The sequence below is a fragment of the Corynebacterium jeddahense genome, assembly GCF_028609865.1.
GTDB lineage: Bacteria > Actinomycetota > Actinomycetes > Mycobacteriales > Mycobacteriaceae > Corynebacterium > Corynebacterium jeddahense.
In genome coordinates, this window is sequence record NZ_CP063194.1 from 1,272,729 (window position 1) to 1,296,069 (window position 23,341).

General features: G+C 65.7%; 15 protein-coding genes and 3 rRNA genes. All 18 read left to right on the forward strand.

The features are described from left to right. Positions 1-142 precede the first annotated feature (142 nt). The 18 genes from pheS to rrf all read left to right on the forward strand — a co-directional run bounded on the left by pheS (position 143) and on the right by rrf (position 23,171). Positions 143-1,222: a phenylalanine--tRNA ligase subunit alpha gene (gene pheS, locus CJEDD_RS06235; RefSeq protein WP_074432571.1), complete on the forward strand. Its 1,080-nt coding sequence runs from the start codon at positions 143-145 to the stop codon at positions 1,220-1,222. Positions 1,223-1,255: 33 nt separating this feature from the next. Further along, entirely contained in the window at positions 1,256-3,790 is a 2,535-nt protein-coding gene (gene pheT, locus CJEDD_RS06240) for a phenylalanine--tRNA ligase subunit beta (RefSeq protein ID WP_042409079.1), read from the forward strand. A 60-nt stretch (positions 3,791-3,850) separates the two neighbouring features. Continuing rightward, on the forward strand, positions 3,851-4,903 hold the full coding sequence (gene argC / locus CJEDD_RS06245) for an N-acetyl-gamma-glutamyl-phosphate reductase (RefSeq protein WP_042409077.1): 1,053 nt from the start codon (positions 3,851-3,853) through the stop codon (positions 4,901-4,903). A gap of 46 nt (positions 4,904-4,949) precedes the next feature. Further along, a complete protein-coding gene (gene argJ / locus CJEDD_RS06250) occupies positions 4,950-6,110 on the forward strand; it encodes a bifunctional glutamate N-acetyltransferase/amino-acid acetyltransferase ArgJ (protein WP_042409074.1) in 1,161 nt (386 codons plus the stop codon). Positions 6,111-6,123: 13 nt separating this feature from the next. Next, a complete protein-coding gene (gene argB / locus CJEDD_RS06255) occupies positions 6,124-7,059 on the forward strand; it encodes an acetylglutamate kinase (protein ID WP_042409072.1) in 936 nt (311 codons plus the stop codon). After that, complete coding sequence (locus CJEDD_RS06260; protein ID WP_042409070.1) at positions 7,056-8,234, forward strand: acetylornithine transaminase; 1,179 nt, start codon at positions 7,056-7,058, stop codon at positions 8,232-8,234. Before argB ends, CJEDD_RS06260 begins: the two co-directional genes overlap by 4 nt. Positions 8,235-8,238: 4 nt before the next feature. Then, positions 8,239-9,180 carry an ornithine carbamoyltransferase gene (gene argF, locus CJEDD_RS06265; protein ID WP_273657690.1) on the forward strand — a complete coding sequence of 314 codons (942 nt, stop codon included), beginning with the start codon at positions 8,239-8,241 and terminating at the stop codon, positions 9,178-9,180. Next, complete coding sequence (locus CJEDD_RS06270; protein WP_042409209.1) at positions 9,177-9,662, forward strand: arginine repressor; 486 nt, start codon at positions 9,177-9,179, stop codon at positions 9,660-9,662. Before argF ends, CJEDD_RS06270 begins: the two co-directional genes overlap by 4 nt. A gap of 48 nt (positions 9,663-9,710) precedes the next feature. Continuing rightward, positions 9,711-10,913: an argininosuccinate synthase gene (locus tag CJEDD_RS06275; protein ID WP_042409206.1), complete on the forward strand. Its 1,203-nt coding sequence runs from the start codon at positions 9,711-9,713 to the stop codon at positions 10,911-10,913. Further along, positions 10,914-12,350 (forward strand): argininosuccinate lyase, encoded by a 1,437-nt coding sequence (argH, locus tag CJEDD_RS06280; protein ID WP_042409203.1) that lies wholly within the window; start codon positions 10,914-10,916, stop codon positions 12,348-12,350. 38 nt (positions 12,351-12,388) lie between these two features. Then, complete coding sequence (locus tag CJEDD_RS06285) at positions 12,389-13,576, forward strand: hypothetical protein (RefSeq protein ID WP_042409199.1); 1,188 nt, start codon at positions 12,389-12,391, stop codon at positions 13,574-13,576. Next, entirely contained in the window at positions 13,573-15,156 is a 1,584-nt protein-coding gene (locus CJEDD_RS06290; protein WP_042409197.1) for a substrate-binding domain-containing protein, read from the forward strand. The genes CJEDD_RS06285 and CJEDD_RS06290 overlap by 4 nt, the downstream gene beginning before the upstream one ends. Next, positions 15,143-15,799 (forward strand): hypothetical protein, encoded by a 657-nt coding sequence (locus CJEDD_RS06295; protein ID WP_042409192.1) that lies wholly within the window; start codon positions 15,143-15,145, stop codon positions 15,797-15,799. The genes CJEDD_RS06290 and CJEDD_RS06295 overlap by 14 nt, the downstream gene beginning before the upstream one ends. After that, positions 15,796-15,981: a Trm112 family protein gene (locus CJEDD_RS06300; protein ID WP_042409188.1), complete on the forward strand. Its 186-nt coding sequence runs from the start codon at positions 15,796-15,798 to the stop codon at positions 15,979-15,981. The genes CJEDD_RS06295 and CJEDD_RS06300 overlap by 4 nt, the downstream gene beginning before the upstream one ends. A gap of 10 nt (positions 15,982-15,991) precedes the next feature. Next, the gene (gene tyrS, locus CJEDD_RS06305) at positions 15,992-17,263 is read left to right on the forward strand and encodes a tyrosine--tRNA ligase (protein WP_042409186.1); all 1,272 of its coding nucleotides are present in this window, start codon (positions 15,992-15,994) and stop codon (positions 17,261-17,263) included. A gap of 630 nt (positions 17,264-17,893) precedes the next feature. Then, positions 17,894-19,408: ribosomal RNA gene (locus CJEDD_RS06310) — 16S ribosomal RNA — on the forward strand. A gap of 409 nt (positions 19,409-19,817) precedes the next feature. Continuing rightward, positions 19,818-22,897, forward strand: a 23S ribosomal RNA gene (locus CJEDD_RS06315). A gap of 156 nt (positions 22,898-23,053) precedes the next feature. Beyond that, a 5S ribosomal RNA gene (gene rrf, locus CJEDD_RS06320) occupies positions 23,054-23,171 on the forward strand. The 16S, 23S and 5S rRNA genes sit together here, the layout of an rRNA operon. The last annotated feature ends 170 nt before the right edge of the window (positions 23,172-23,341 follow it).

A 23,341-nucleotide genomic window follows, 5' to 3' on the forward strand; every position in this document is an offset into this window, starting at 1 on the left:
TGCTTGGCCTGTAAACTCGGCCTGATTTGTCAGTGACCTGGGGGTTTGCGGCTCGCCTGACAGATTCTGGCGGAATGCGTCAGGCGCGCACCCGCTGCCGCGCGCAGCCCGCCCTGCGCCGGCGCCGGTCGGGCCGCTGGGTATGCTTGTCACCGTTTTCACCGCGCGAGAAGAAAGGCACAACGTGGCCGAGATTGAACTGACCGAAGAGGCCTTGAACCAGGCCGCGGAGGCCGCCATCGCAGCGTTCGAGGCGGCGCCCGACCTTGCCGCACTGGAGGAGGCGCACCGCGCGCACCTGGGGGAGAAGGCGCCGATCCCGCAGGCGCGCCGCGCCCTCGGCACGCTGCCGAAGGACCAGCGCAAGGACGCCGGGCGCTTCGTCAACATGGCGCGCGGCCGCGCGGAGAAGCGCTACGCCGAGCTGCGCGAGGTGCGCGAGGTGGAGCACCGCGAGCAGCAGTTGCGTGAAGAAAGGGTGGACGTGACGTTGCCGACGGCTCGTCGTCACGCGGGAGCCATGCACCCGATCACCACCCTGAGCGAGCACATCGCCGACATCTTCATCGGCATGGGCTGGGAAGTAGCCGAGGGTCCCGAGGTGGAGGCCGAGTACTTCAACTTCGACGCGTTGAACTTCATCCCCGACCACCCGGCTCGTACCTTGCAGGACACCTTCTATATCGGTGAAGAGGGTTCCAAGCAGGTGATGCGCACCCACACCTCGCCGGTGCAGGTGCGCACGATGCTCGAGCGCGACGTGCCCATCTACATCGCCTGCCCGGGCCGCGTGTTCCGCACCGACGAGCTCGACGCGACGCACACCCCGGTCTTCCACCAGGTGGAGGGCCTCGCCGTGGACAAGGGCCTGACGATGGCGCACCTGCGCGGCACGCTCGACCACCTGGCCAAGGTGCTCTTCGGCCCAGAGACGAAGACGCGCATGCGCACGAACTACTTCCCGTTCACGGAGCCGTCCGCGGAGGTGGACGTGTGGTTCCCGAACAAGAAGGGCGGAGCCGGCTGGATCGAGTGGGGCGGCTGCGGCATGGTCAACCCGAACGTGCTGCGCGCGGTGGGCATCGACCCGGAGGAGTACTCCGGCTTCGCGTTCGGCATGGGGCTGGAGCGCACGCTGCAGTTCCGCAACGGACTGTCGGACATGCGCGACATGGTCGAGGGCGACGTCCGCTTCACCATCCCGTTCGGCGTGCAGGCGTAACCAGGCGTAACCAGGCGAAAAGGAGAACCGAGAATGCTGATTTCCAAGAACTGGATCACCCGCCTGCTGGCCAACGCGGGCAACGAGGGCTTCAACCCCACCGACGAGGAGCTCGACGCGGGCTTCGTGCGCGTCGGCTTTGAAACCGAGGGCTACGCGCCGCTGCCGGAAACGACCGGCCCGCTCGTCATCGGCCGCGTGAAAGAGATCGAAGAGCTCACCGGGTTTAAGAAGCCGATCCGTTACTGCCAGGTCGACATCGGCCAAGCGAATGGCACGGGCGAGCCGCAGGGCATCATCTGCGGCGCGCGCAACTTCAAGGAGGGCGACCTCGTCGTCGTCTCGCTGCCGGGCGCGGTGCTGCCGGGCGGCTTCGCCATCGCCGCGCGCGAGACCTACGACCACATCTCGAACGGCATGATGGCCTCCGCCGCCGAGCTCGGGCTCGCCCAGAAGAGCGAGGGCATCATCACGCTTGACGACGCCTCCCTGCCGGCCGGCACCGCCCCCGGCGACGACGCCCGCGCCATCCTCGGCTCGGACGACACCGTCTTCGACGTCAACGTCACCCCGGACCGCGGCTACGCGCTGTCCGCGCGCGGCCTGACCCGCGAGATCGCCTCCGCCTTCGACCTGCGCTATACCGACGTCGCCAGTGACCCGTCGGTGGCCGGCATCGACGTGAGCGTGGTCCCGGCGCCGAGCGGGGAGACCATCGCGGTCACCGTTGACCCGGCGACGAAGGCGAAGCGCTTCGGCCTGCGCACCGTCGAAGGCATCGACCCGCACGCCGCCGCGCCCTTCTGGATGCAGCGCGAGCTCATGCTCGCCGGCATCCGTTCCGTCAACGCCGCGACTGACGTGACCAACTACGTCATGCTGCTCACCGGCCAGCCGATGCACGCCTTCGACGCCGACAAGATCGCCGGCGGCCTGCACGTGCGCAACGCCGCCGACGGCGAAGAATTCGAGACCCTCGACCACGTGAAGCGCACGCTGAGCGCCGAGGACGTGGTGATCAGCGACGACAACGGCATCCAGTCGCTCGCCGGCGTCATGGGCGGCACGACCTCCGAGATCTCCGGCGGGACGGTGAACGTGCACTTCGAGGCAGCGACGTGGGACGCGCTCACCGTCGCCCGCACCGCGCGCCGCCACAAGCTCAGCTCGGAGGCGTCCCGGCGCTTCGAACGCGGCGTGGACCCCGCGCTGGTGGAGGTCGCACTCGACATCGCCTGCGCGCTGCTCACCCAGATCGCCGGCGGCACCGTGGCGGCGGGGCGCACGCTGGTCGGCGGCGTCGAGACGCGGACTGCGATTGCGATGCGCGCCGCGCGCCCGTCGGAGCTCGTCGGCGTGGAGTACCCGCGCGAGACCGTCGTGCGCCGCCTCGAGGAGGTTGGCTGCGCGGTCGAGGGCGACGGCGAGGAGCTGCAGGTCACCCCGCCGACGTGGCGCACGGACATCACGGTGCCGGTGGAGCTGGTCGAGGAGGTCGTGCGCCTCGAGGGGCTCGACGAGATCCCGCTCGTGCTGCCCACCCCGCGCGGCGGCCGGGGTCTGAGCCCGCTGCAGCGCCGCCGCCGCGCCGTCACGCACGCGCTGGCGTACTCGGGCTACGCGGAGATCATCCCGACGCCGTTCATCGCCAACGACACGTTCGATACCTGGGGCCTCGACGCGGACGACCCGCGCCGCAAGACCGTGAAGGTCCAGAACCCGCTCGACGCCGATTACGGCGTGCTGGGCACGACGCTGCTGCCGTCGATGCTCGAGGCGGTGGGGCGCAACGTCGCGCGCGGCCGCGCCGACGTCGCCGTCTACTCGGTCGCGCAGACCTCCGAAAAGCGCGCGGACGTCTCGCCGCTGCCGAGCGTCGCCGAGCGGCCGTCGGCAGAGGTCATCGCCGAACTCATCGAGTCCCTGCCCGAGCAGCACCTCCACGCCGCGACCGTCGCGGTGGGCAACGCCGAGCTCGCTGGGCCGTGGGGTGCGGGCCGCGGTTACGACTGGTCCGACGCCGTCGACGCCGCCCAGGTCGTCGCCCGCGCCTGCGGCGTCGAGCTGGCCGTTGCAGCCGCCGAGTACTTGCCGTGGCACCCGGGCCGCTGCGCCGAGCTGTCGGTCCGCGGCGCGGATGGCGCGAACGTCGTCGTCGGCCACGCCGGCGAGCTCCACCCGCAGGTTCTCGAACGGCTCGGGCTGCCCGCCCGCACGTGCGCGATGGAGATCGACCTCACCGCGATCCCGCTCGAGGAGCGCTTCCCGGCCCCTCGCCTGTCCGCGTTCCCGCTGCTCAACCAGGACATCGCGCTCGTCGTCGACGAGGCGGTCGCCGCCGAAGACGTCCGCCGCACCCTCGAGGAGGGCGCGGGTGAGCTCGTCGAGGCGGTGCAGCTTTTCGACGTGTACCGTTCCGACGCCCTCGGCGAAAGCAAGAAGTCGCTCGCGTTCGGCCTTGCTTTCCGCGCCCCTGACCGCACGCTCACGGAGGAGGAGGCGTCCGAGGCGCGCCTCGCCGCCGCGGAGCTGGCGAAGCAGCGCCACGGCGCGGAGATGCGCGGCTGATCCGCACCCGTTTCGGGTGAATAACTTCCACTCGACTGTATAACTGATATACTCGCCGGTATGTCAGACAGCGTGTGGAAGGTCGCGGTCGCGGGTGCGTCCGGGTACGCGGGTGGGGAGATTCTCCGCCTCCTACTCGGCCACCCCGCCTACCTCACCGGTGAGCTCGAGATCGGGGCGCTCACCGGCGCGTCGAGCGCGGGCGCCAGCGTGGGGGAGCTCATGCCGCACCTGCCGCAGCTCGCGGACCGGGAGATCGAGGACACGGCGCTGGACACCCTGGCCGAGCACGATGTGGTCTTCTTGGCCCTGCCGCACGGGCACTCGGCGGAAATCGGGGCCGCGCTGCCAGACGATGTGGTGGTGATCGACTGCGCCGCCGACTTCCGGCTCCGCAACGAGGACGACTGGCTGGCCCACTACGGCCCCGGATACGCCGGGTGCTGGCCGTACGGGCTGCCGGAGCTGCCGGGCCACCGCGATGAGCTCGCCGGGGCGCGCAGGATCGCGGTGCCGGGGTGCTTCCCCACGGGGGCGACGCTCGCCGCGTGGCCGGCGCTCGAGGCGGGCCTCATCGAGCCAGACCTGTCGGTCGTTTCCGTCAGCGGTGTTTCCGGGGCGGGTAAGAAGGCCTCAGTGGCTACGCTCGGCGCCGAGACGATGGGGTCGCTGCGCGCCTACAACGTCGCCGGCGCTCACCGCCACACCCCGGAGATGGTGCAGAACCTGCAGGAGGTTGCGGAGGACGACGTCCGCCTCACCTTCACCCCGGTCCTCGCGCCGCTGCCGCGCGGCATCCTCACCACGGTGGTTGCGCCGCTCGCCGGGGATGTGAGCACCACGCAGGCCCGCGCCGCGTACGCGGCCGCCTACAAGGGCGAGCCGTTCCTGCGCCTGCTCCCAGAGAAGCAGCAGCCCGAAACGCAGCACGTGCTCGGCTCGAACATGTGCCACGTGCAGGTCGCGGTCGATCCGGCCCAGGACAAGCTGGTGGTGACCTCCGCAATCGACAACCTCACCAAGGGCACCGGGGGAGCGGCGGTGCAGTGCATGAACCTCGCGCTCGGGTTCGAGGAGGCGGCGGGATTGCCGCGAGCCGCGGTGGCTCCGTAACCGCCGCCCCGCCCCAGAACCTCCCCGTCGAAAGGACCGAACCCCAATGAGCGAGACTGGAGTCACCGCGCCCCAAGGATTCTCCGCCGCCGCGACCCGCGCCGGCATCAAGCCGTCCGGCAAGCCGGACGTGGCCATCGTGGTCAACGAAGGGCCCGAGTACGCCGCAGCCGCTGTCTTTACCCGCAACAAAGTGTTCGCGGCGCCCGTGAAGGTCAGCCGCGAGGCCGTTGCCGGCGGCGCGCTGCAGGCCGTCGTCTTCAACTCGGGCAACGCCAACGCCTGCACCGGCGCGCAGGGCGAGGCGGACGCGCGCGAGATGCAACGCCTCGCCGCGCAGGGCGTCGGCGCCGACCCGGTAAGGGTCGCGGTGTGCTCGACGGGCATTATTGGCGACGCGCTGCCGATGGAGAAGGTGGCGGCCGGGATCGGGGCCGCTGCCACGCAGCTCGGTGATCACGGCGCGGCGGCTGCCGAGGCGATCATGACCACGGACACCGTGGCGAAGCAGGTCGTAGTCCGTGGCAGCGGGTGGACGCTCGGCGCGATGGGCAAGGGTGCGGGCATGATGGCGCCGTCGCTGGCGACGATGCTCGTGTGCGTGACCACGGACGCCCAGGTGAGCAGTGCGGCGCTGCAGCGGGCCGTCGAGGCCGCCGTCGCCGATACCTTCAACACGCTGGACATCGACGGCTCGACGTCCACCAACGACACGGTGATCGCGATGGCCTCCGGCGCGAGCGGCGTGGCCCCCGCGCAGGAGGAGCTCGACGCGGCGGTGCACGAGGCGTGCGCGCAGCTCGCCGCCCTGATGCAGTCGGACGCGGAGGGCGTGACCAAGCGCGTGTCCATCACCGTCGCCGGCGCCGCGGATGACGCGCAGGCGCTCGAGGCGGCGCGCACGATCGGGCGCGACAATCTGGTGAAGACGGCGATGTTCGGCTCCGACCCGAACTGGGGCCGCGTGCTCGCGGCCGTGGGCATGGCGGATGCGGAGATGGACGCGGAGAACATCACCGTGGCCTTCAACGGCCACACCGTGTGCGAGCGCTCCGCCGGCGCGCCCGGGGCCCGGGACGTGGACCTCAGCGGCGCGGACATCGACGTCGTGGTGGATCTGGGCACCGGCGGTGCGGGCCGCGCGACGGTGCGCACGACCGACCTTTCACACGCGTACGTCGAGATCAACTCCGCGTACACGAGTTAGGGGGATGGCCAATATGATGCCCAACCTCACCAACGAGCAGCGCGCCACCGTGCTCGCGGAGGCCCTGCCGTGGCTGCAGCACTACCGCGACAAGATCGTGGTGGTGAAGTACGGCGGCAACGCCATGATCGACGAAGACCTCAAGGCCGCCTTCGCCGCGGACATGGTCTTCCTGCGCACCGTCGGCGCGAAACCGGTGGTCGTGCACGGCGGCGGCCCGCAGATCAGCGCGATGCTCGCCCGGCTGGGGCTCGACGGCGGTGAGTTCGTCGGCGGGTTCCGGGTGACCACGCCGGAGATCCTCGACGTCGTCCGCATGGTCCTCTTCGGGCAGGTGGGCCGGGACCTGCTGGGCAAAATCAACTCGCACGGCCCGTACGCCGTCGGCACCTCGGGCGAGGACGCCGGGCTATTCACCGCCGAGCGCCGGACGGTGGAGGTGGACGGCGAGTCCCGCGACATCGGGCTCGTGGGCACCATCACGGACGTCAACCCGGCGGCGGTGATGGACATCATCGAGGCCGGGCGCATCCCCGTCGTCTCCGGCATTGCACCGGGCCGCGACGAGGAGGTCTACAACATCAACGCCGACGAGGCGGCCGGGGCGCTCGCGGCGGCGATCGGCGCGGAGCGACTCGTGGTGCTCACCAACGTCGAAGGCCTGTACACCGACTGGCCCAACAAGGACTCGCTGCTGTCCAAGATCGAGGCGGCGGAGCTCGAGCGCATGCTGCCGAGCCTGTCCACTGGCATGATCCCGAAGATGCAGGCCTGCCTCCACGCGGTGCAGTCCGGGGTGAAGGCCGCGCACGTCATCGACGGCCGGGTGGCCCACTCGGTGCTCTTGGAGCTGCTCACCACGGGCGGGGTGGGCACCATGGTGCTGCCCGACGACTACGACCGCGCCCAGTACCCCGACGGCAACATCTTCAGAAAGGACGACGCATGAGCGACTTCCAATCCCGCTGGGGCGCCGCGCTGCTGGACACCTACCCGGCCCCGCCGGTGGAGCTGGTCTCCGGCAGCGGCGCCACCGTCACCGACGCGGACGGCAACACCTACATCGACATGCTCGCCGGCATCGCGGTTAACGCCCTCGGCCACGCGCACCCCGCCGTGGTGGAGGCCGTGACCCAGCAGATGAGCACCCTCGGCCACGTGTCCAACCTGTTCGGCTCCCGGCCGGTTATCGAGGCCGCCGAGGGGCTGTGCGCACGCGTGGGGGACGACACGGCGCGCGTGTTCTTCTGCAACTCCGGGGCGGAGGCCAACGAGGCCGCCTTCAAGCTCGCCCGCCTGACCGGGCGCCGCCGCATCCTCGCCGCCGAGCGGGGCTTCCACGGGCGCACGATGGGCGCGCTCGCCATGACCGGCCAGCCAGACAAGCGCGCGCCGTTCGAGCCGATGCCCGCCGGGGTGGAGTTCTACCCTTACGGCGACATCGACGCGCTCACGGCCCTCGTGGCGCAGGATCCGGCGGGCACCGCCGCGATCATCCTCGAGCCGATCCAGGGGGAGACTGGCGTCGTGCCCGCGCCCGCCGGCTTCCTCCCCGCGGTGCGCCAGCTGTGCGACGCCCACGGCATCCTCCTCATCGTCGACGAGGTCCAGACCGGCGTCGGCCGCACCGGCGACTTCTTCGCCTTCGAACACGAGGGCGTGCTGCCCGACGTGATCACCATGGCGAAGGGCCTCGGCGGCGGTCTGCCCATCGGCGCAACCATCGCCCGCGGGCCGGCGGCCGGCCTGTTCACGGCGGGCAGCCACGGCACCACCTTCGGCGGCAACCCCGTCGCGTGCGCCGCCGCCGGCGCGGTGCTGCGCACGGTCGACGACGGGTTCCTCGCCGAGGTGCGGCGCAAGGGACAGTTGCTTCGCGACGAAGCCTCGCGCATCCCCGGCGTCAAGGACGTCCGCGGACGCGGGTTGATGCTTGGGGTGGTGTTGGACGCTGAGGTGGCGAAGCTCGTCGTCACGCATGGGCTCGAGCGCGGCGTGATCCTCAACGCGCCGAGCGACACGGTGATCAGGCTGACGCCGCCGCTGGTGATCAACGATGAAGAAATCCGTCAGGCCGCCGAGCGACTCGCCGGGGCCATCGCGGACGCAACAGAAAGGAGCTAACACCATGGTTCGACATTTCCTCGCCGACGACGACCTCACCCCGGCGGAGCAGGCGGAGGTGCTCGCGCTCGCCGCGGAGCTCAAGCGCGCGCCGTTCTCGCGCCGCCCGCTCGAGGGGCCGCGGTCGGTCGCCGTGCTCTTCGATAAGACCTCAACGCGCACCCGCTTCTCCTTCGACGCCGGCATCGCGCAACTCGGCGGGCACGCCGTCGTCACCGAGACCGGCAACGCGCAGATGGGCGAGAAGGAGAGCTACCAGGACACCGGGGCGGTGCTCTCGCGCTACGTCGAGGCGATCGTCTGGCGCACCTACGCCCAATCCAACCTGCTCGCGATGGCGGAGACCGCGACCGTGCCCATCGTCAACGCCCTGTCCGACGACCTGCACCCGTGCCAGATCCTCGCGGACCTGCAGACGATGGTCGAGGAGTTCTGCCCCGAGGAGGGGCCGGCGGGGCTGAAGGGCGTGAAGGCCGTGTACCTCGGCGACGGCGACAACAACATGGCCAACTCGTACCTCATCGGGTTCGCCACCGCCGGGGTGGATATCACCGTCATCGCCCCGGCTAGCTTCCAGCCGCGCGCGGAGTTCGTGGAGCGGGCGCGTCGACGCGCCGCCGAGACGGGGGCGCGGGTCGAGGTCACTGACGACGTCGCGGCTGCCGCCGGGGCGAACGTCGTGATCACGGACACCTGGGTGTCCATGGGGATGGAGGGCGACGGCAAGGACCGCCGCACGCCGTTCCTGCCGTACCAGGTGAATGCGGACCTGATGGCCGCCGCGGCGGAGGACGCCATATTCTTACACTGTCTCCCCGCATACCGCGGGAACGAAGTCGCCGCGGACGTTATCGACGGCCCGCAGTCGCGCGTCTTCGACGAGGCAGAAAACCGCCTGCACGCCCAGAAAGCGTTGCTGGCCTGGCTTCTGGAGCATCAAGCATGACCCAACCCGTGTCCCGCACCGCGCGGCAGGCGAGAATCCTCGAGCTGCTCGACCAGACTCGCGTGTCCTCCCAGGTGCAGCTGTCCGAGCTGCTGCTGGACGAGGGGATCGACATCACGCAGGCGACCCTGTCGCGCGACCTCGACGAGCTCGGCGCGAAGAAGGTCCGGCCGCGCGGCGGCGGGCGTGCGTACTACACCGTCGGCGGCGAGGCCGAGGCGCTCGACGTCGCGCACTCCGGCCCGCGGGAGAAGCTGCGGCGGATGATCGAGGAACTCGTCGTCTCGGTCGACCACTCCGGCAATATCGCGGTGCTGCGTACCCCGCCGGGCGCGGCGCAATACCTCGCGAGCTACATCGACCGCGTCGGCCTCGAGCAGGTCGTCGGCTCCATCGCGGGTGACGATACGATTTTCGTGCTCGCGCGCGATCCGCTCACGGGAGAAGACCTCGCCCGCGAGATCTTCGGGATGCACGATTAACCACAAAACCAACTTTCCAAGAACTCAACCTCAAGGAGATATACCGTTATGACTAACCGCGTTGTGCTCGCCTACTCGGGCGGCCTGGACACCTCTGTCGCCATCCCGTACCTCGCCGAGATGACGGGCGGCGAGGTCGTCGCCGTCTCCCTCGACCTCGGCCAGGGCGGCGAGGACATGGAGTCCGTGCGCCAGCGCGCGCTCGACTGCGGCGCGGTCGAGGCTGTGGTGGTCGACGCGAAGGACGAGTTCGCCGACGAATACTGCCTGCCCACGATCAAGGCCAACGGCATGTACCAGGGCCAGTACCCGCTCCTCTCCGCGATCTCGCGCCCGCTCATCGTCAAGCACCTCGTCGAGGCCGGCCACCAGTTCGGCGGCACCCACGTCGCCCACGGCTGCACCGGCAAGGGCAACGACCAGGTCCGCTTCGAGGTCGGCTTCCTCAACCAGGACCCGAACCTTGAGATCATCGCCCCGGCCCGCGACTACGCGTGGACCCGCGACAAGGCCATCGAGTACGCCGAGGGCAAGGACCTGCCCATCGAGCAGTCCGCCGCCTCGCCGTTCTCCATCGACCAGAACGTGTGGGGACGCGCGGTGGAGACCGGCTTCCTCGAGGACCTGTGGAACCCGCCGACAAAGGACCTCTACGCCTACACCGAGGACCCGGCGCTGGGCAACGCCCCGGACGAGGTCATCATCTCCTTCGAGGCCGGCAAGCCCGTCGCCATCGACGGTCGCAAGGTCACCGTCCTCGAGGCCATCGAGGAGATGAACCGTCGCGCCGGCGCCCAGGGCATCGGGCGCCTCGACATGGTGGAGGACCGCCTCGTGGGCATCAAGTCCCGCGAGGTCTACGAGGCCCCGGGCGCGATCGCGCTCATCACCGCCCACAAGGCCCTCGAGGACGTCACGGTCGAGCGCGAGCTCGCCCGCTACAAGCGCCTCGTCGACGCCCGCTGGTCCGAGGAGGTTTACGACGGCCTGTGGTTCGGCCCGCTCAAGCGCTCCCTCGACGCGTTCATCGAGTCCACCCAGGAGCACGTCACCGGCGACATCCGCATGGTGCTGCACGCCGGTACAGCGACAGTGAACGGCCGCCGCTCCAACCACTCGCTCTACGACTTCAACCTGGCCACCTACGACACGGGCGACACCTTCGACCAGACCCTGGCGAAAGGCTTCGTGCGCCTGCACGGCCTGTCCTCCCAGATTGCGAACAAGCGCGACCGCGAGGCCGGCAAGTAAATGGAGCAGCACAAGACCAACGAGGGTGCCCTGTGGGGCGGGCGCTTTTCCGGCGGACCGTCGGAGGCGATGTTCGCCCTGTCCGTGTCCACCCACTTCGACTGGGTGCTCGCCCCGTACGACGTCCTCGCCTCGAAGGCGCACGCGAAGGTGCTCAACAGGGCCGGGTTGCTTGACGACGACGACCTCGCGGTGATGCTCGCCGGCCTCGATCAGCTCGGCCGCGACGTGGCGGACGGCTCGTTCGGCCCGCTGCCCTCCGATGAGGACGTGCACGGCGCGATGGAGCGCGGCCTCATCGACCGCGTCGGCCCCGAGGTCGGCGGCCGCCTGCGCGCCGGACGCTCCCGCAACGACCAGGTCGCCGCGATGTTTCGCATGTGGCTGCGCGATGCGTTGCGCGGCGTTGCGCAGGACGTCTGCGACCTCGTCGACGCGATCGTCGCGCAGGCGGAGGCGCACCCGGACGCGATCATGCCGGGCAAAACGCACTTCCAGGCCGCGCAGCCGATCCTGCTCGCGCACTCGCTGCTCGCGCACGCCCAGCCGCTGCTGCGCGACCTCGAGCGCATCCGCGACTGCGACAAGCGCCTCGCCGTCTCCCCGTACGGCTCCGGCGCGCTCGCGGGCTCGTCGCTCCACCTCGACCCGGAGGCGATCGCCGCTGAGCTCGGATTCGATTCTGCGACCGACAACTCGCTCGACGGCACCGCCTCGCGCGATTTCGCCGCGGAGGCCGCTTACGTGCTCACCCAGATCGCGATCGACGTGTCCCGCTTCGCCGAGGAGATCATCGCCTGGTCCACGCCGGAGTTCGGCTACGTCACGCTCGACGATGCCTGGTCTACCGGCTCGTCGATCATGCCGCAGAAGAAGAACCCGGACGTCCCGGAGCTCGCCCGCGGCAAGGCCGGACGCTTGATCGGCAACCTCGCCGGCCTGCTGGCCACGCTCAAGGCCATGCCGCTCGCGTACAACCGCGACCTGCAGGAGGACAAGGAGCCGGTGATCGACTCGGTCACCCAGCTGTCCATCCTCCTGCCCGCGTTCACCGGCTTGGTGTCCACGCTGGAGTTCCACGAGGACCGGATGCGCGAGCTCGCGCCCGCCGGGTTCACGCTCGCGACCGACCTCGCGGAGTGGATGGTGCGCCAGGGCGTGCCGTTCCGGGAGGCGCACGAGGCGTCCGGGGCGTGCGTGCGCATCGCGGAGGCCAGGGGCGTTGACCTGGTGGATTTGACGGACGAGGAACTGGCAAGCGTCGATACGCGTCTGCGCCCCGAGGTGCGGGAGGTGCTCACCGTCGACGGCGCGGTGGCCTCGCGCGACACGCGCGGCGGAACCGCGAAACCGCGCGTCGAAGAGCAGCGCGAGCGCGTGCGGGAGGCGAACGCCGAGGCGCGCGCGTGGGCGGAAACGCCGGTGCGTTCGAAATAGTCGCGCGCGCGGCGCACTGACCCTCTAGCATGAGGGGTATGAGTGCGCCAAGCAGCAATGACACGACGCGCAAGGGGAGGAAGCTCTCCGTCGTGCTTGGTGTCGTTCTTCTCACGGTGGCCGCCGCGGCGGTGCTCATCGGCAAGGGAGTATGGAGCCCGGACGGCTCCACCGATGACAACGGAGACGGCGGCGGCGGGCGAGGCGGGTCGAAGCTCACCGCGCTGCACGGCGTCATCGGCTCCGAGAAGCGCGATTACTTCGAGGACCCGGACGTGAAGGCGCGGCTCGCCGAGCTGGGCTACAGCGTTACGTTCACCACCGCGGGGTCGCGCCAGATCGCGACCGAGACGGACATCGCGGCCCAGGATTTCGTCTTTCCTTCCTCCGCGCCCGCCGCGCAGAAGGTGCGCGAACAGGGGAGCGGGTACTCGGTGGACTACCCGTTCTTTACCCCGATGGCCGTCGCGAGCTGGAAGCCCATCGTGCAACTGCTCGAGCAGCAAGGCGTGGTGAGCGAGCGCGGCGGCGCCTACGTGCTGGACATGCCGGCGTACATGGACCTCGCGCGCTCGGGTAAGCGGTGGCGCGACCTGGGGGAGGCCTACCCCTCGCCGCGCAGCGTGCAGATCCGCTCGACCGACATCCGCACCTCGAACTCGGCGGCGATGTACCTCTCGCTCTTGGCATGGGAGGTGGCGGACAAGCATCCGGACAAGGCGAACGACGTGCAGTTCCTCGTTGACGAGATCGCGCCGTTTTTCACCGGCCAGGGCTACAGCGAGTCCTCCTCGTCCGGGCCGTTCTCTGACTACCTGAGCCAGGGCATGGGCGCCGCGCCCATGGTGATGGTGTACGAGGCGCAGTACCTCGGCGAGCAGATGCAGCAGACGTCGCGCATCCGCGACGACATGGCGCTGCTGCAGCTCAGCCCGACGGTGCTGGCCAACCACGGGATCGTCGGCGTGACGGCGGGCGGCAAGGAACTCGGCAGGCTGCTTACCACCGACCCGCAGCTGCAGCAGCTCGCCGCCCGGCACGGCTTCCGCCCGAGCACCTCCGGCTCGCTCGCGAAGGAGATGGAGGATCACGGGCTCGCGGCCCCGTCGGACTACGCGGATTCCATTGACCCGCCGCCCTACGACAGGCTCGAACAGCTCATTAGCGGGGTCGGCGAGCAGTACTCCGGCGCCGCGCCACCAGCGAGAAAGGAAGACGAACAGTGAACCGCCTCCCCAGACTCATCACGGGCCTGTTCGCTGGCCTGCTGTCGGTGCTCCTCGTTGCCGGGTGCTCGACGCCGCTCGACTCGGGCAACGGGAAGCCCGGCGAGAAGGCCGACCTGACCATCGTCGCGGCCACCGAGCTCAAGGACCTCAAGGACCTCGTCGATAAGGGGTCGCGCGAGCTGGGCTTCTCCATCGAGCTCCAGTTCCCGGGCGGGACGCTGGACAACTCGCAGGACTTGAGCCGCGGCAGGTTCGACGGCCAGGTCGACGCGACCTGGTTTGCCACGAACCGCTACGTCAACCTCATCGGTGCCTCCGACAAGCTCGCCGACGAGACCAAAATCGCCACGAGCCCCGTCGCGTTCGGCGTCTGGGAGGAGAGCGCGAAGCGCCTCGGGTGGGACGCAAAGCAGCCGACGTGGGCGGAGTTCGCCAAGGCCGCCGAGGCAGGCGAGTTCACGTTCGGCATGACCGACCCGTCGTCGTCGAACTCCGGGTTCTCGGCGCTCGTCGCCGTCGCGACCGCGCTTGCGGACACCGGCGAGGCCATCACGACGGGCGACCTCGAGCGCGTCTCGCCGGCGATGAAGGGGCTGTTCGAGGCGCAGTCGCTCGTCTCGGGGTCCTCCGGCTGGCTCGCGGAGGCCTTCGTCAACGACCCGGGCCGCGCCGACGCCATCGTCAACTACGAGTCCACGCTGCACCAACTGCGCTCCCAGGGCAAGCCGATCGAGGTGGTTGTGCCCGCCGACGGCGTCATCTCTGCGGACTACCCGCTGTCCACGCTCGCCGCGCCCGCGCACGGCGACGCGTCGGAACGCGTCCGCGCCCTCTCCGAGTGGCTCCTCGCGCACCAGGACGACATCGCCTCGTCGTACCGCCGACCCGTGACCCAAGTTGGCAACCTTCCCCCGGAGATCGCCCAGCAGCAGGTCATCGAGCTGCCGTTCCCCGCGAACCAGGGCGTCGTCAACGAGCTGATCTACGCGTACAACAACTCGTACCGCAAGCCCGGCACCACCACGTTCGTCCTGGACACATCCGGCTCCATGGACGGCAGGCGGATCAGCTCGCTGAAGGACATCATGCACTCGCTTATCGACGGCTCCGCCTCGACCCTCACCGGAGACGTTTCCCTGCGCGACCGGGAGAATGTGACGATGTGGGCCTTCGACACGTCGCCCGGCACCCCGGTGACTGTGCGATTCCAGCGGGACAACCCCGCGAGCGCCAACGAGCTGAATTCGTACATCGACGGGTTGAACGCCAGCGGGAATACCGCGATGTACCAGACGTTGCTCGCCGCCTTGAAGGCGACGGATCCCGCCGAAGGTATTCCGTCGATAGTCTTGCTCAGCGACGGCGCCGATACGATGGGCCCGAACTTCTCCCAGTTCCGCAAGGAGTACAACGCCCTGCCTGCGGCGCAGCGGTCGATCCCCGTTTTTGTCATCCTCTACGGCGACGCGAACGAGAAAGAGATGCGCGGGCTTGCCGAGCTGACCGGCGGCGAGGTGTTCGATGCCTTCGGCGGCGACCTCGCCAGGGCATTTAAGGAGATTCGTGGCTTCCAGTAACGCAACCGCCGGCTCGATCGGCAGCGCCATCGGCCGCTACTTCGTCTCGGCGAAGAACCAGGTGGGGATGGTGCTCGCCATCCTGGTTATCGTCCTGCACCTCGTGGTCGGGCTCGGCGACCTCTGGCCGGTGGCGGCGCTGGCCGCGTACGGCGCGGGCGCCGCGCTCGCCCCGGCGCCGAAGCGGCGCGAACTCACTGAATCCCAGCCGACACCCGTCGTGCTCGAGGAATCGCTGCGCCGCACCTCCGCGCAGCTGGCGATGGCCCGCCCGCCGCGCGAAGTGATGGCCCAATCGGAGACGCTGCAGGAATATGTGCGGTTTGTCCTTGCCGAGTGGGACCACCTCGAGCCGACCCCCGAACACCGGCAGACCATCTGGAACGTCGTGCAGGTGTACTACCCGGAGGTGGTGAAGACCTATCTCGAGGCGCCGCAGTACCGCGACCCGGCGGCGGTGAGCGTGGTGGTGGACTCGCTGTCCACGCTCACGCGCGCAGCCTGGCGCATCCGCCAGGGAATCCTCGACGACAACTTGCGGGCGATGGACTCCCAGGCTCAGTTCCTGCGCCAAGAATTGGGCGACTTGCCCGGACTCGACGACAGCTACCACGGCGGCGCCGGGTACGATCCGAGGGCATGACACTCGATCCGAAGCTCCTTGGGATCCTCGCGTGCCCGCAGGACAAAGGCCCGCTGACGTACGACGAAGACAAGCAACTGCTGGTCAACGAGCGGCTCGGCGTCGCCTATCGCATAGACGACGGCATCCCGGTGCTGCTCATCGACGAAGCAGAGCCGTACACCCCCGCATCCTCGAACTAAGAAAGCCACCATGACCGCAACCCCGAACATTATCGACGAGCTGACGTGGCGCGGGCTGATTAACCAGTCCACGGATCTGGATCAGTTGCGCGAGGCGACGGCACAGCCAATCGCCCTGTACTGCGGCTTCGATCCGACCGGGCCGTCGCTGCACGCGGGCCACCTCGTTCCGCTGCTTATGCTGCGCCGTTTCCAGGAGGCCGGGCACACACCGATTGTGCTTGCCGGCGGCGCGACCGGGATGATCGGCGACCCGCGCGAGGTCGGGGAGCGCTCGATGCACTCCGAAGACACGGTGCGCGACTGGGCCGAGCGCATCACCGGGCAGCTCAAGCGGTTCGTGCACTTCGACGGAGAGAACGCGGCGAAGCTCGTGAACAACTACGAGTGGACGAAGGACCTGACGACGATCGCGTTCCTCCGCGACATCGGCAAGCACTTCTCGCTGTCGACGATGCTCGGGCGCGAGACGGTGAAGCGCCGCCTGGAAAACGACGGCATCTCCTACACCGAGTTCTCCTACATGCTCCTGCAGGCGAACGACTTCGTCCAGCTTCGCCGCAACCACGACTGCGTGCTCCAGATCGGCGGCGGGGATCAGTGGGGCAACCTCGTCGCGGGCGTGGACCTGAACCGTCGCATGGACGGCGCCCAGGTGCACGCGCTGACGGTGCCGCTGGTGACGGACTCCGAGGGCAAGAAGTTCGGCAAGTCCACCGGCGGCGGGTCGCTGTGGCTCGACCCAGAGATGACCAGCCCGTACACGTGGTACCAGTACTTTGTGAACACCGCGGACGCCGACGTGATCCGCTACCTGCGCTGGTTCACGTTCCTGGACCAAGAGGAGCTGGAGCGCCTGGAGACCGAGGTCGCCGAGCGGCCGTTCAAGCGCGAGGCGCAGCGGCGCCTGGCGCAGGAGATGACCGATCTCGTCCACGGCAGGGAGGCTCGAGAGGCGGTCGAGCTCGCCTCGCAGGCGCTCTTCGGCCGCGCCGAGCTTACGGATCTCGACGAGGCGACGCTCGCCGCCGCCGTCTCCGAGACCGACGTGTTCGAGTTCAGCGCGGGTGACCAGCCGACGATCGTCGACCTACTCGTCGGCGCTGGACTCGCCGACTCGAAAGGTGCGGCCCGCCGATCCATCAAGGAGGGCGGCGTGTACGTGAACAACCAGCGCATCGAGGACGAATCGTGGGCCCCGGAGGCGGATGACCTCCTCCACGGCTCGTGGCTGGTGCTGCGCCGCGGGAAGAAGAACTTCGCCGGCGCGAAGCGCGTATAGCCCGCTTTATTCACGAACACCCAGGCAGAAAATACGCTTCTGCCTGGGTGTTTGTGTTGGTTGGTGGTTCGTGGTTATATATCCATCCGTTGCTTCTGAGCGGTTGTTGCCGGTCAGGGGGAATGAGTGAAGTTGATATGGTTGCCGTTTGGTGAACGGTGGTTGAACTTGGGTTTGACTTTTGTTTACCGGGTGGGTAACTTACTCTTCTGCGCCGCTTGATCGGCTGGGACTGTGTGGTTCTGGTTGGTGGGTGTGCTGGTGTTGTTTGAGAACTCGATAGTGTGCCAATGTACTTTTGTTGCGTGGGTTGTTTGCCTGCCTTGTGTGCACTGTGTTTTGCATCCTTTGTGTTTGTTTGGGTGTGTGCCGGTGGTGGTGTGGTTGAATCCATTGATGGATCATGCTGCTGTTTGGTTTGGTGTGCGCGGGTTGGTTGATTTTCTCGCGTATTTTTACTGACCCCCTTTTTCCCTGTCGGGTGGGGGTTGGTTGTTGAACCTTTGTAATTTTTGGATTTTTTGCCAGGTCTGATGCTGCTGCTGTTGTGGTGGTGGTGTTGGTTTGGTTTGTTTTTTTGGTTGGGTTTTGGGCTTTTCACGGCCTGTTTCACTGGTTTTGTTGAAACGTTTTGTGGAGAGTTTGATCCTGGCTCAGGATGAACGCTGGCGGCGTGCTTAACACATGCAAGTCGAACGGAAAGGCTCCTGCTTGCAGGGGTACTCGAGTGGCGAACGGGTGAGTAACACGTGGGTGATCTGCCCTGCACTTCGGGATAAGCTTGGGAAACTGGGTCTAATACCGGATAGGACCGCATTTTGGATGGTGTGGTGGAAAGTTTTTTCGGTGTGGGATGAGCTCGCGGCCTATCAGCTTGTTGGTGGGGTAATGGCCTACCAAGGCGTCGACGGGTAGCCGGCCTGAGAGGGTGTACGGCCACATTGGGACTGAGATACGGCCCAGACTCCTACGGGAGGCAGCAGTGGGGAATATTGCACAATGGGCGCAAGCCTGATGCAGCGACGCCGCGTGGGGGATGACGGCCTTCGGGTTGTAAACTCCTTTCGCTAGGGACGAAGAGTAATTGACGGTACCTGGAGAAGAAGCACCGGCTAACTACGTGCCAGCAGCCGCGGTAATACGTAGGGTGCGAGCGTTGTCCGGAATTACTGGGCGTAAAGAGCTCGTAGGTGGTTTGTCGCGTCGTTTGTGTAAGTCCGCAGCTTAACTGCGGGACTGCAGGCGATACGGGCATAACTTGAGTGCTGTAGGGGAGACTGGAATTCCTGGTGTAGCGGTGGAATGCGCAGATATCAGGAGGAACACCGATGGCGAAGGCAGGTCTCTGGGCAGTAACTGACGCTGAGGAGCGAAAGCATGGGGAGCGAACAGGATTAGATACCCTGGTAGTCCATGCCGTAAACGGTGGGCGCTAGGTGTGAGTCCCTTCCACGGGGTTCGTGCCGTAGCTAACGCATTAAGCGCCCCGCCTGGGGAGTACGGCCGCAAGGCTAAAACTCAAAGGAATTGACGGGGGCCCGCACAAGCGGCGGAGCATGTGGATTAATTCGATGCAACGCGAAGAACCTTACCTGGGCTTGACATACACTGAATCGCTGCAGAGATGTAGTTTCCCTTGTGGTTGGTGTACAGGTGGTGCATGGTTGTCGTCAGCTCGTGTCGTGAGATGTTGGGTTAAGTCCCGCAACGAGCGCAACCCTTGTCTTATGTTGCCAGCGGTTCGGCCGGGGACTCATGAGAGACTGCCGGGGTTAACTCGGAGGAAGGTGGGGATGACGTCAAATCATCATGCCCCTTATGTCCAGGGCTTCACACATGCTACAATGGTCGGTACAACGCGTCCGCGAGCCTGTGAGGGTGAGCTAACCGCTGAAAGCCGGCCTTAGTTCGGATTGGGGTCTGCAACTCGACCCCATGAAGTCGGAGTCGCTAGTAATCGCAGATCAGCAACGCTGCGGTGAATACGTTCCCGGGCCTTGTACACACCGCCCGTCACGTCATGAAAGTTGGTAACACCCGAAGCCAGTGGCCTGTGAAAGGGAGCTGTCGAAGGTGGGATCGGCGATTGGGACGAAGTCGTAACAAGGTAGCCGTACCGGAAGGTGCGGCTGGATCACCTCCTTTCTAAGGAGCTTTATGTTTGCCCGCAGTTGTGGGTGTGGTGGTTGATGTCACCGAGTGTGTGACTGCCACCTGTATTTTGAGAAATCCGGAGTGGATGCGCACCTGCCTCATTGTGTGTGGGGTGGATAGGGAGCAACCACAAAGGGGTTGCGCGTGAACACGGTGTGTGTGTGGTGGGTTGAGTGACCTGGTTGCGTGGCAAAAGTGGTTTGTTGGTGCACTGTTGGGTGTCTGGGGCAGCACGAGTGTGTGTGTTCCTGATTGTGCCCCTGTCGTGGGTGTGCTGCTGCTGTGTTGGTGGTGGTGTGCTTGTGGGGGGTGGTGTTGTGTGAGAACTGTATAGTGGACGCGAGCATTATTTTTCTTTCTTTTTTTGTGTTTTAGTGTTTTGTGCGCTGATTGTGTGTCCGTGTGTTTTGTTACGGGCGTATGGTGGATGCCTTGGCATGCTGAGCCGATGAAGGACGTGTGAGGCTGCGTTATGCCTCGGGGAGTTGCCAACAAAGCGTTGATCCGAGGATGTCCGAATGGGGAAACCCAGCACCAGTTGTGTGGTGTTACCTGCAGGTGAATGCATAGCCTGTGTGGGGGTTGACGCGGGGAAGTGAAACATCTCAGTACCCGTAGGAGAAGAAAACAATTGTGATTCCGTGTGTAGTGGCGAGCGATAGCGGATGGTGGCTAAACCGTGTGCGTGTGATACCTGGCAGGGGTTGCGTGTGCGGTGTTGTGGGGCATGAATGTCGCAGGCTGTCAACTGTGAGCATGATGCGCGTGTGTCAGCGGAAGCATCTGGGATGGTGCACCGGAGTGGGTGATAAGTCCCGTACGTGAAGGCATGTGTGGTTGTGTTGTTTGTGTTCCCGAGTAGCAGCGGGCTCGTGGAATCTGCTGTGAATCTGCCGGGACCACCCGGTAAGCCTGAATACTCAGTGTGACCGATAGTGAATGAAGTACCGTGAGGGAATGGTGAAAAGTACCCCGGGAGGGGAGTGAAAGAGTTCCTGAAACCATGCGCTTACAATCCGTCAGAGCACCTGTATGTGTGTGATGGCGTGCCTTTTGAAGAATGAGCCTGCGAGTCAGCGGCATGTCGCGAGGTTAACCCGTGTGGGGTAGTCGTAGCGAAAGCGAATCCGAATAGGGTGTTGTTAGTGGCATGTCCTGGACCCGAAGCGGGGTGATCTACCCATGGCCAGTGTGAAGCAGCTGTAAGAGGTTGTGGAGGCGCGAACCCACTTAGGTTGAAAACTGAGGGGATGAGTTGTGGGTAGGGGTGAAAGGCCAATCAAACTCCGTGATAGCTGGTTCTCCCCGAAATGCATTTAGGTGCAGCGTGATGTGAGCTTGCCGGAGGTAGAGCTACTGGTTGGTTGAGCGGGACTATCATCTTAGCGACGTCAGCCAAACTCCGAATGCCGGTTGAAGTGGTGCATTGCAGTGAGACTGTGGGGGATAAGCTTCATAGTCGAGAGGGAAACAGCCCAGATCGCCGGTTAAGGCCCCTAAGGGTGTGCTAAGTGGAAAAGGATGTGGGATCGCGATGACAGCCAGGAGGTTGGCTTAGAAGCAGCCACCCTTGAAAGAGTGCGTAATAGCTCACTGGTCGAGTGGTTCCGCGCCGACAATGTAGTGGGGCTCAAGCACACCGCCGAAGCCGCGGCAACAATGTTTTGTTGGGTAGGGGAGCGTCGTGTGTGGGGTGAAGCCGTATCGTAAGGCGCGGTGGACTGCACGCGAGTGAGAATGCAGGCATGAGTAACGAATGGCAAGTGAGAATCTTGCCCGCCGGATGACTAAGGGTTCCTGGGTCAAGTTCGTCTTCCCAGGGTGAGTCGGGTCCTAAGGCGAGGCCGACAGGCGTAGTCGATGGTCAACGGGTTGATATTCCCGTACCCGTATACGCGCGCCCAGTATCGAAGCGGTGATACTAACCACCCTGACCCTCCGGCATGATCATCATTGATGATCAGTTGGTGGTAACGCGTGGGGCCTGATCCGTGGTAGGTCAGTGATGGGGTGACGCAGTGAGGTAGCCGAGCCGCTTATTGGATTGCGGTGCAAGCGTGTGGCACGACAGCATGTCAAATGCGGCTGTCAATAAGTGTGAGGCGTGATGCGTAGCCCAAACGTTGGGTGATGTTGGTGATCCTGGACTGCCGAGAAAAGCCTCTAGCGATGTGCGTGTACGGCCCGTACCCTAAACCGACACAGGTGGTCAGGTAGAGAATACTAAGGCGCTCGGGTGAACTGTGGTTAAGGAACTCGGCAAAATGCCCCCGTAACTTCGGGAGAAGGGGGACCACACTCGGTGGCACCACACACGTGGTGGAAGCTGAGGGTGGTCGCAGAGAAGAGAGGGGAGCGACTGTTTATCAAAAACACAGGTCCGTGCGAAGACGATGAAGTTGATGTATACGGACTGACGCCTGCCCGGTGCTGGAAGGTTAAGAGGACCTGTTAGACCCCTTGTTGGGTCGAAGCGGAGAATTTAAGCCCCAGTAAACGGCGGTGGTAACTATAACCATCCTAAGGTAGCGAAATTCCTTGTCGGGTAAGTTCCGACCTGCACGAATGGCGTAACGACTCCCCTGCTGTCTCAACCACAGGCCCGGTGAAATTGCAGTACGAGTAAAGATGCTCGTTTCGCGCGGCAGGACGAAAAGACCCCGGGACCTTCACTATAGCTTGGTATTGGCATTCGGTGCGGTTTGTGTAGGATAGGTGGGAGACTGTGAAACCGTCACGCTAGTGGTGGTGGAGTCGTTGTTGAAATACCACTCTGACCGTAGTGGATATCTAACCTTGGCCCATGATCTGGGTTGGGGACAGTGCCTGGTGGGTAGTTTAACTGGGGCGGTTGCCTCCCAAAATGTAACGGAGGCGCCCAAAGGTTCCCTCAGCCTGGTTGGCAATCAGGTGCAAGAGTGTAAGTGCACAAGGGAGCTTGACTGCGAGACTTACCAGTCGAGCAGGGACGAAAGTCGGGACTAGTGATCCGGCACCTACTTGTGGATGTGGTGTCGCTCAACGGATAAAAGGTACCCCGGGGATAACAGGCTGATCTTCCCCAAGAGTCCATATCGACGGGATGGTTTGGCACCTCGATGTCGGCTCGTCGCATCCTGGGGCTGGAGTAGGTCCCAAGGGTTGGGCTGTTCGCCCATTAAAGCGGCACGCGAGCTGGGTTCAGAACGTCGTGAGACAGTTCGGTCTCTATCCGCCGCGCGCGTTGAAACTTGAAAAAGGCTGTCCCTAGTACGAGAGGACCGGGACGGACGTACCTCTAGTGTGCCAGTTGTTCCGCCAGGAGCATCGCTGGTTGGCTACGTACGGGAGGGATAACCGCTGAAAGCATCTAAGCGGGAAGCCTGTTTTAAGATGAGGTTTCATTCGAGGTTCCCAGCAGACTACTGGGTTGATAGGCCGGAACTGGAAGCACCGCAAGGTGTGGAGGCGACCGGTACTAATACACCAATAAACACACCAACACGCTCAACCAGGTGTGCAAAACACCAAACAACCAAACACGAAACACGACAAGAAAACAATCCACCGCGTCCACTGTGCAGTCACTGACACAACACCAACACAATCACACAACCAAATACACACAGACATATCGTGTACACCCCTCATGGATGTGTCGGTGGTTGATAGCGGCGGGGAAACGCCCGGTCCCATTCCGAACCCGGAAGCTAAGCCCGCCCGCGCCGATGGTACTGCCCCCGGGAGGAGGTGGGAGAGTAGGTTACCGCCGACCCAACAACTTCACACCAGCACCCGCCACACACCAACCCAACTGGTGCGCGGCGGGTGTTCTATATACCCCCTCCACCACCGACTCGCGGACACCACAACTCCGCATCGCGGACACTGCATTGCAGACACTGCAGGTACCCACCGATTCCGCAACGGGGGAACCTAGTGCGC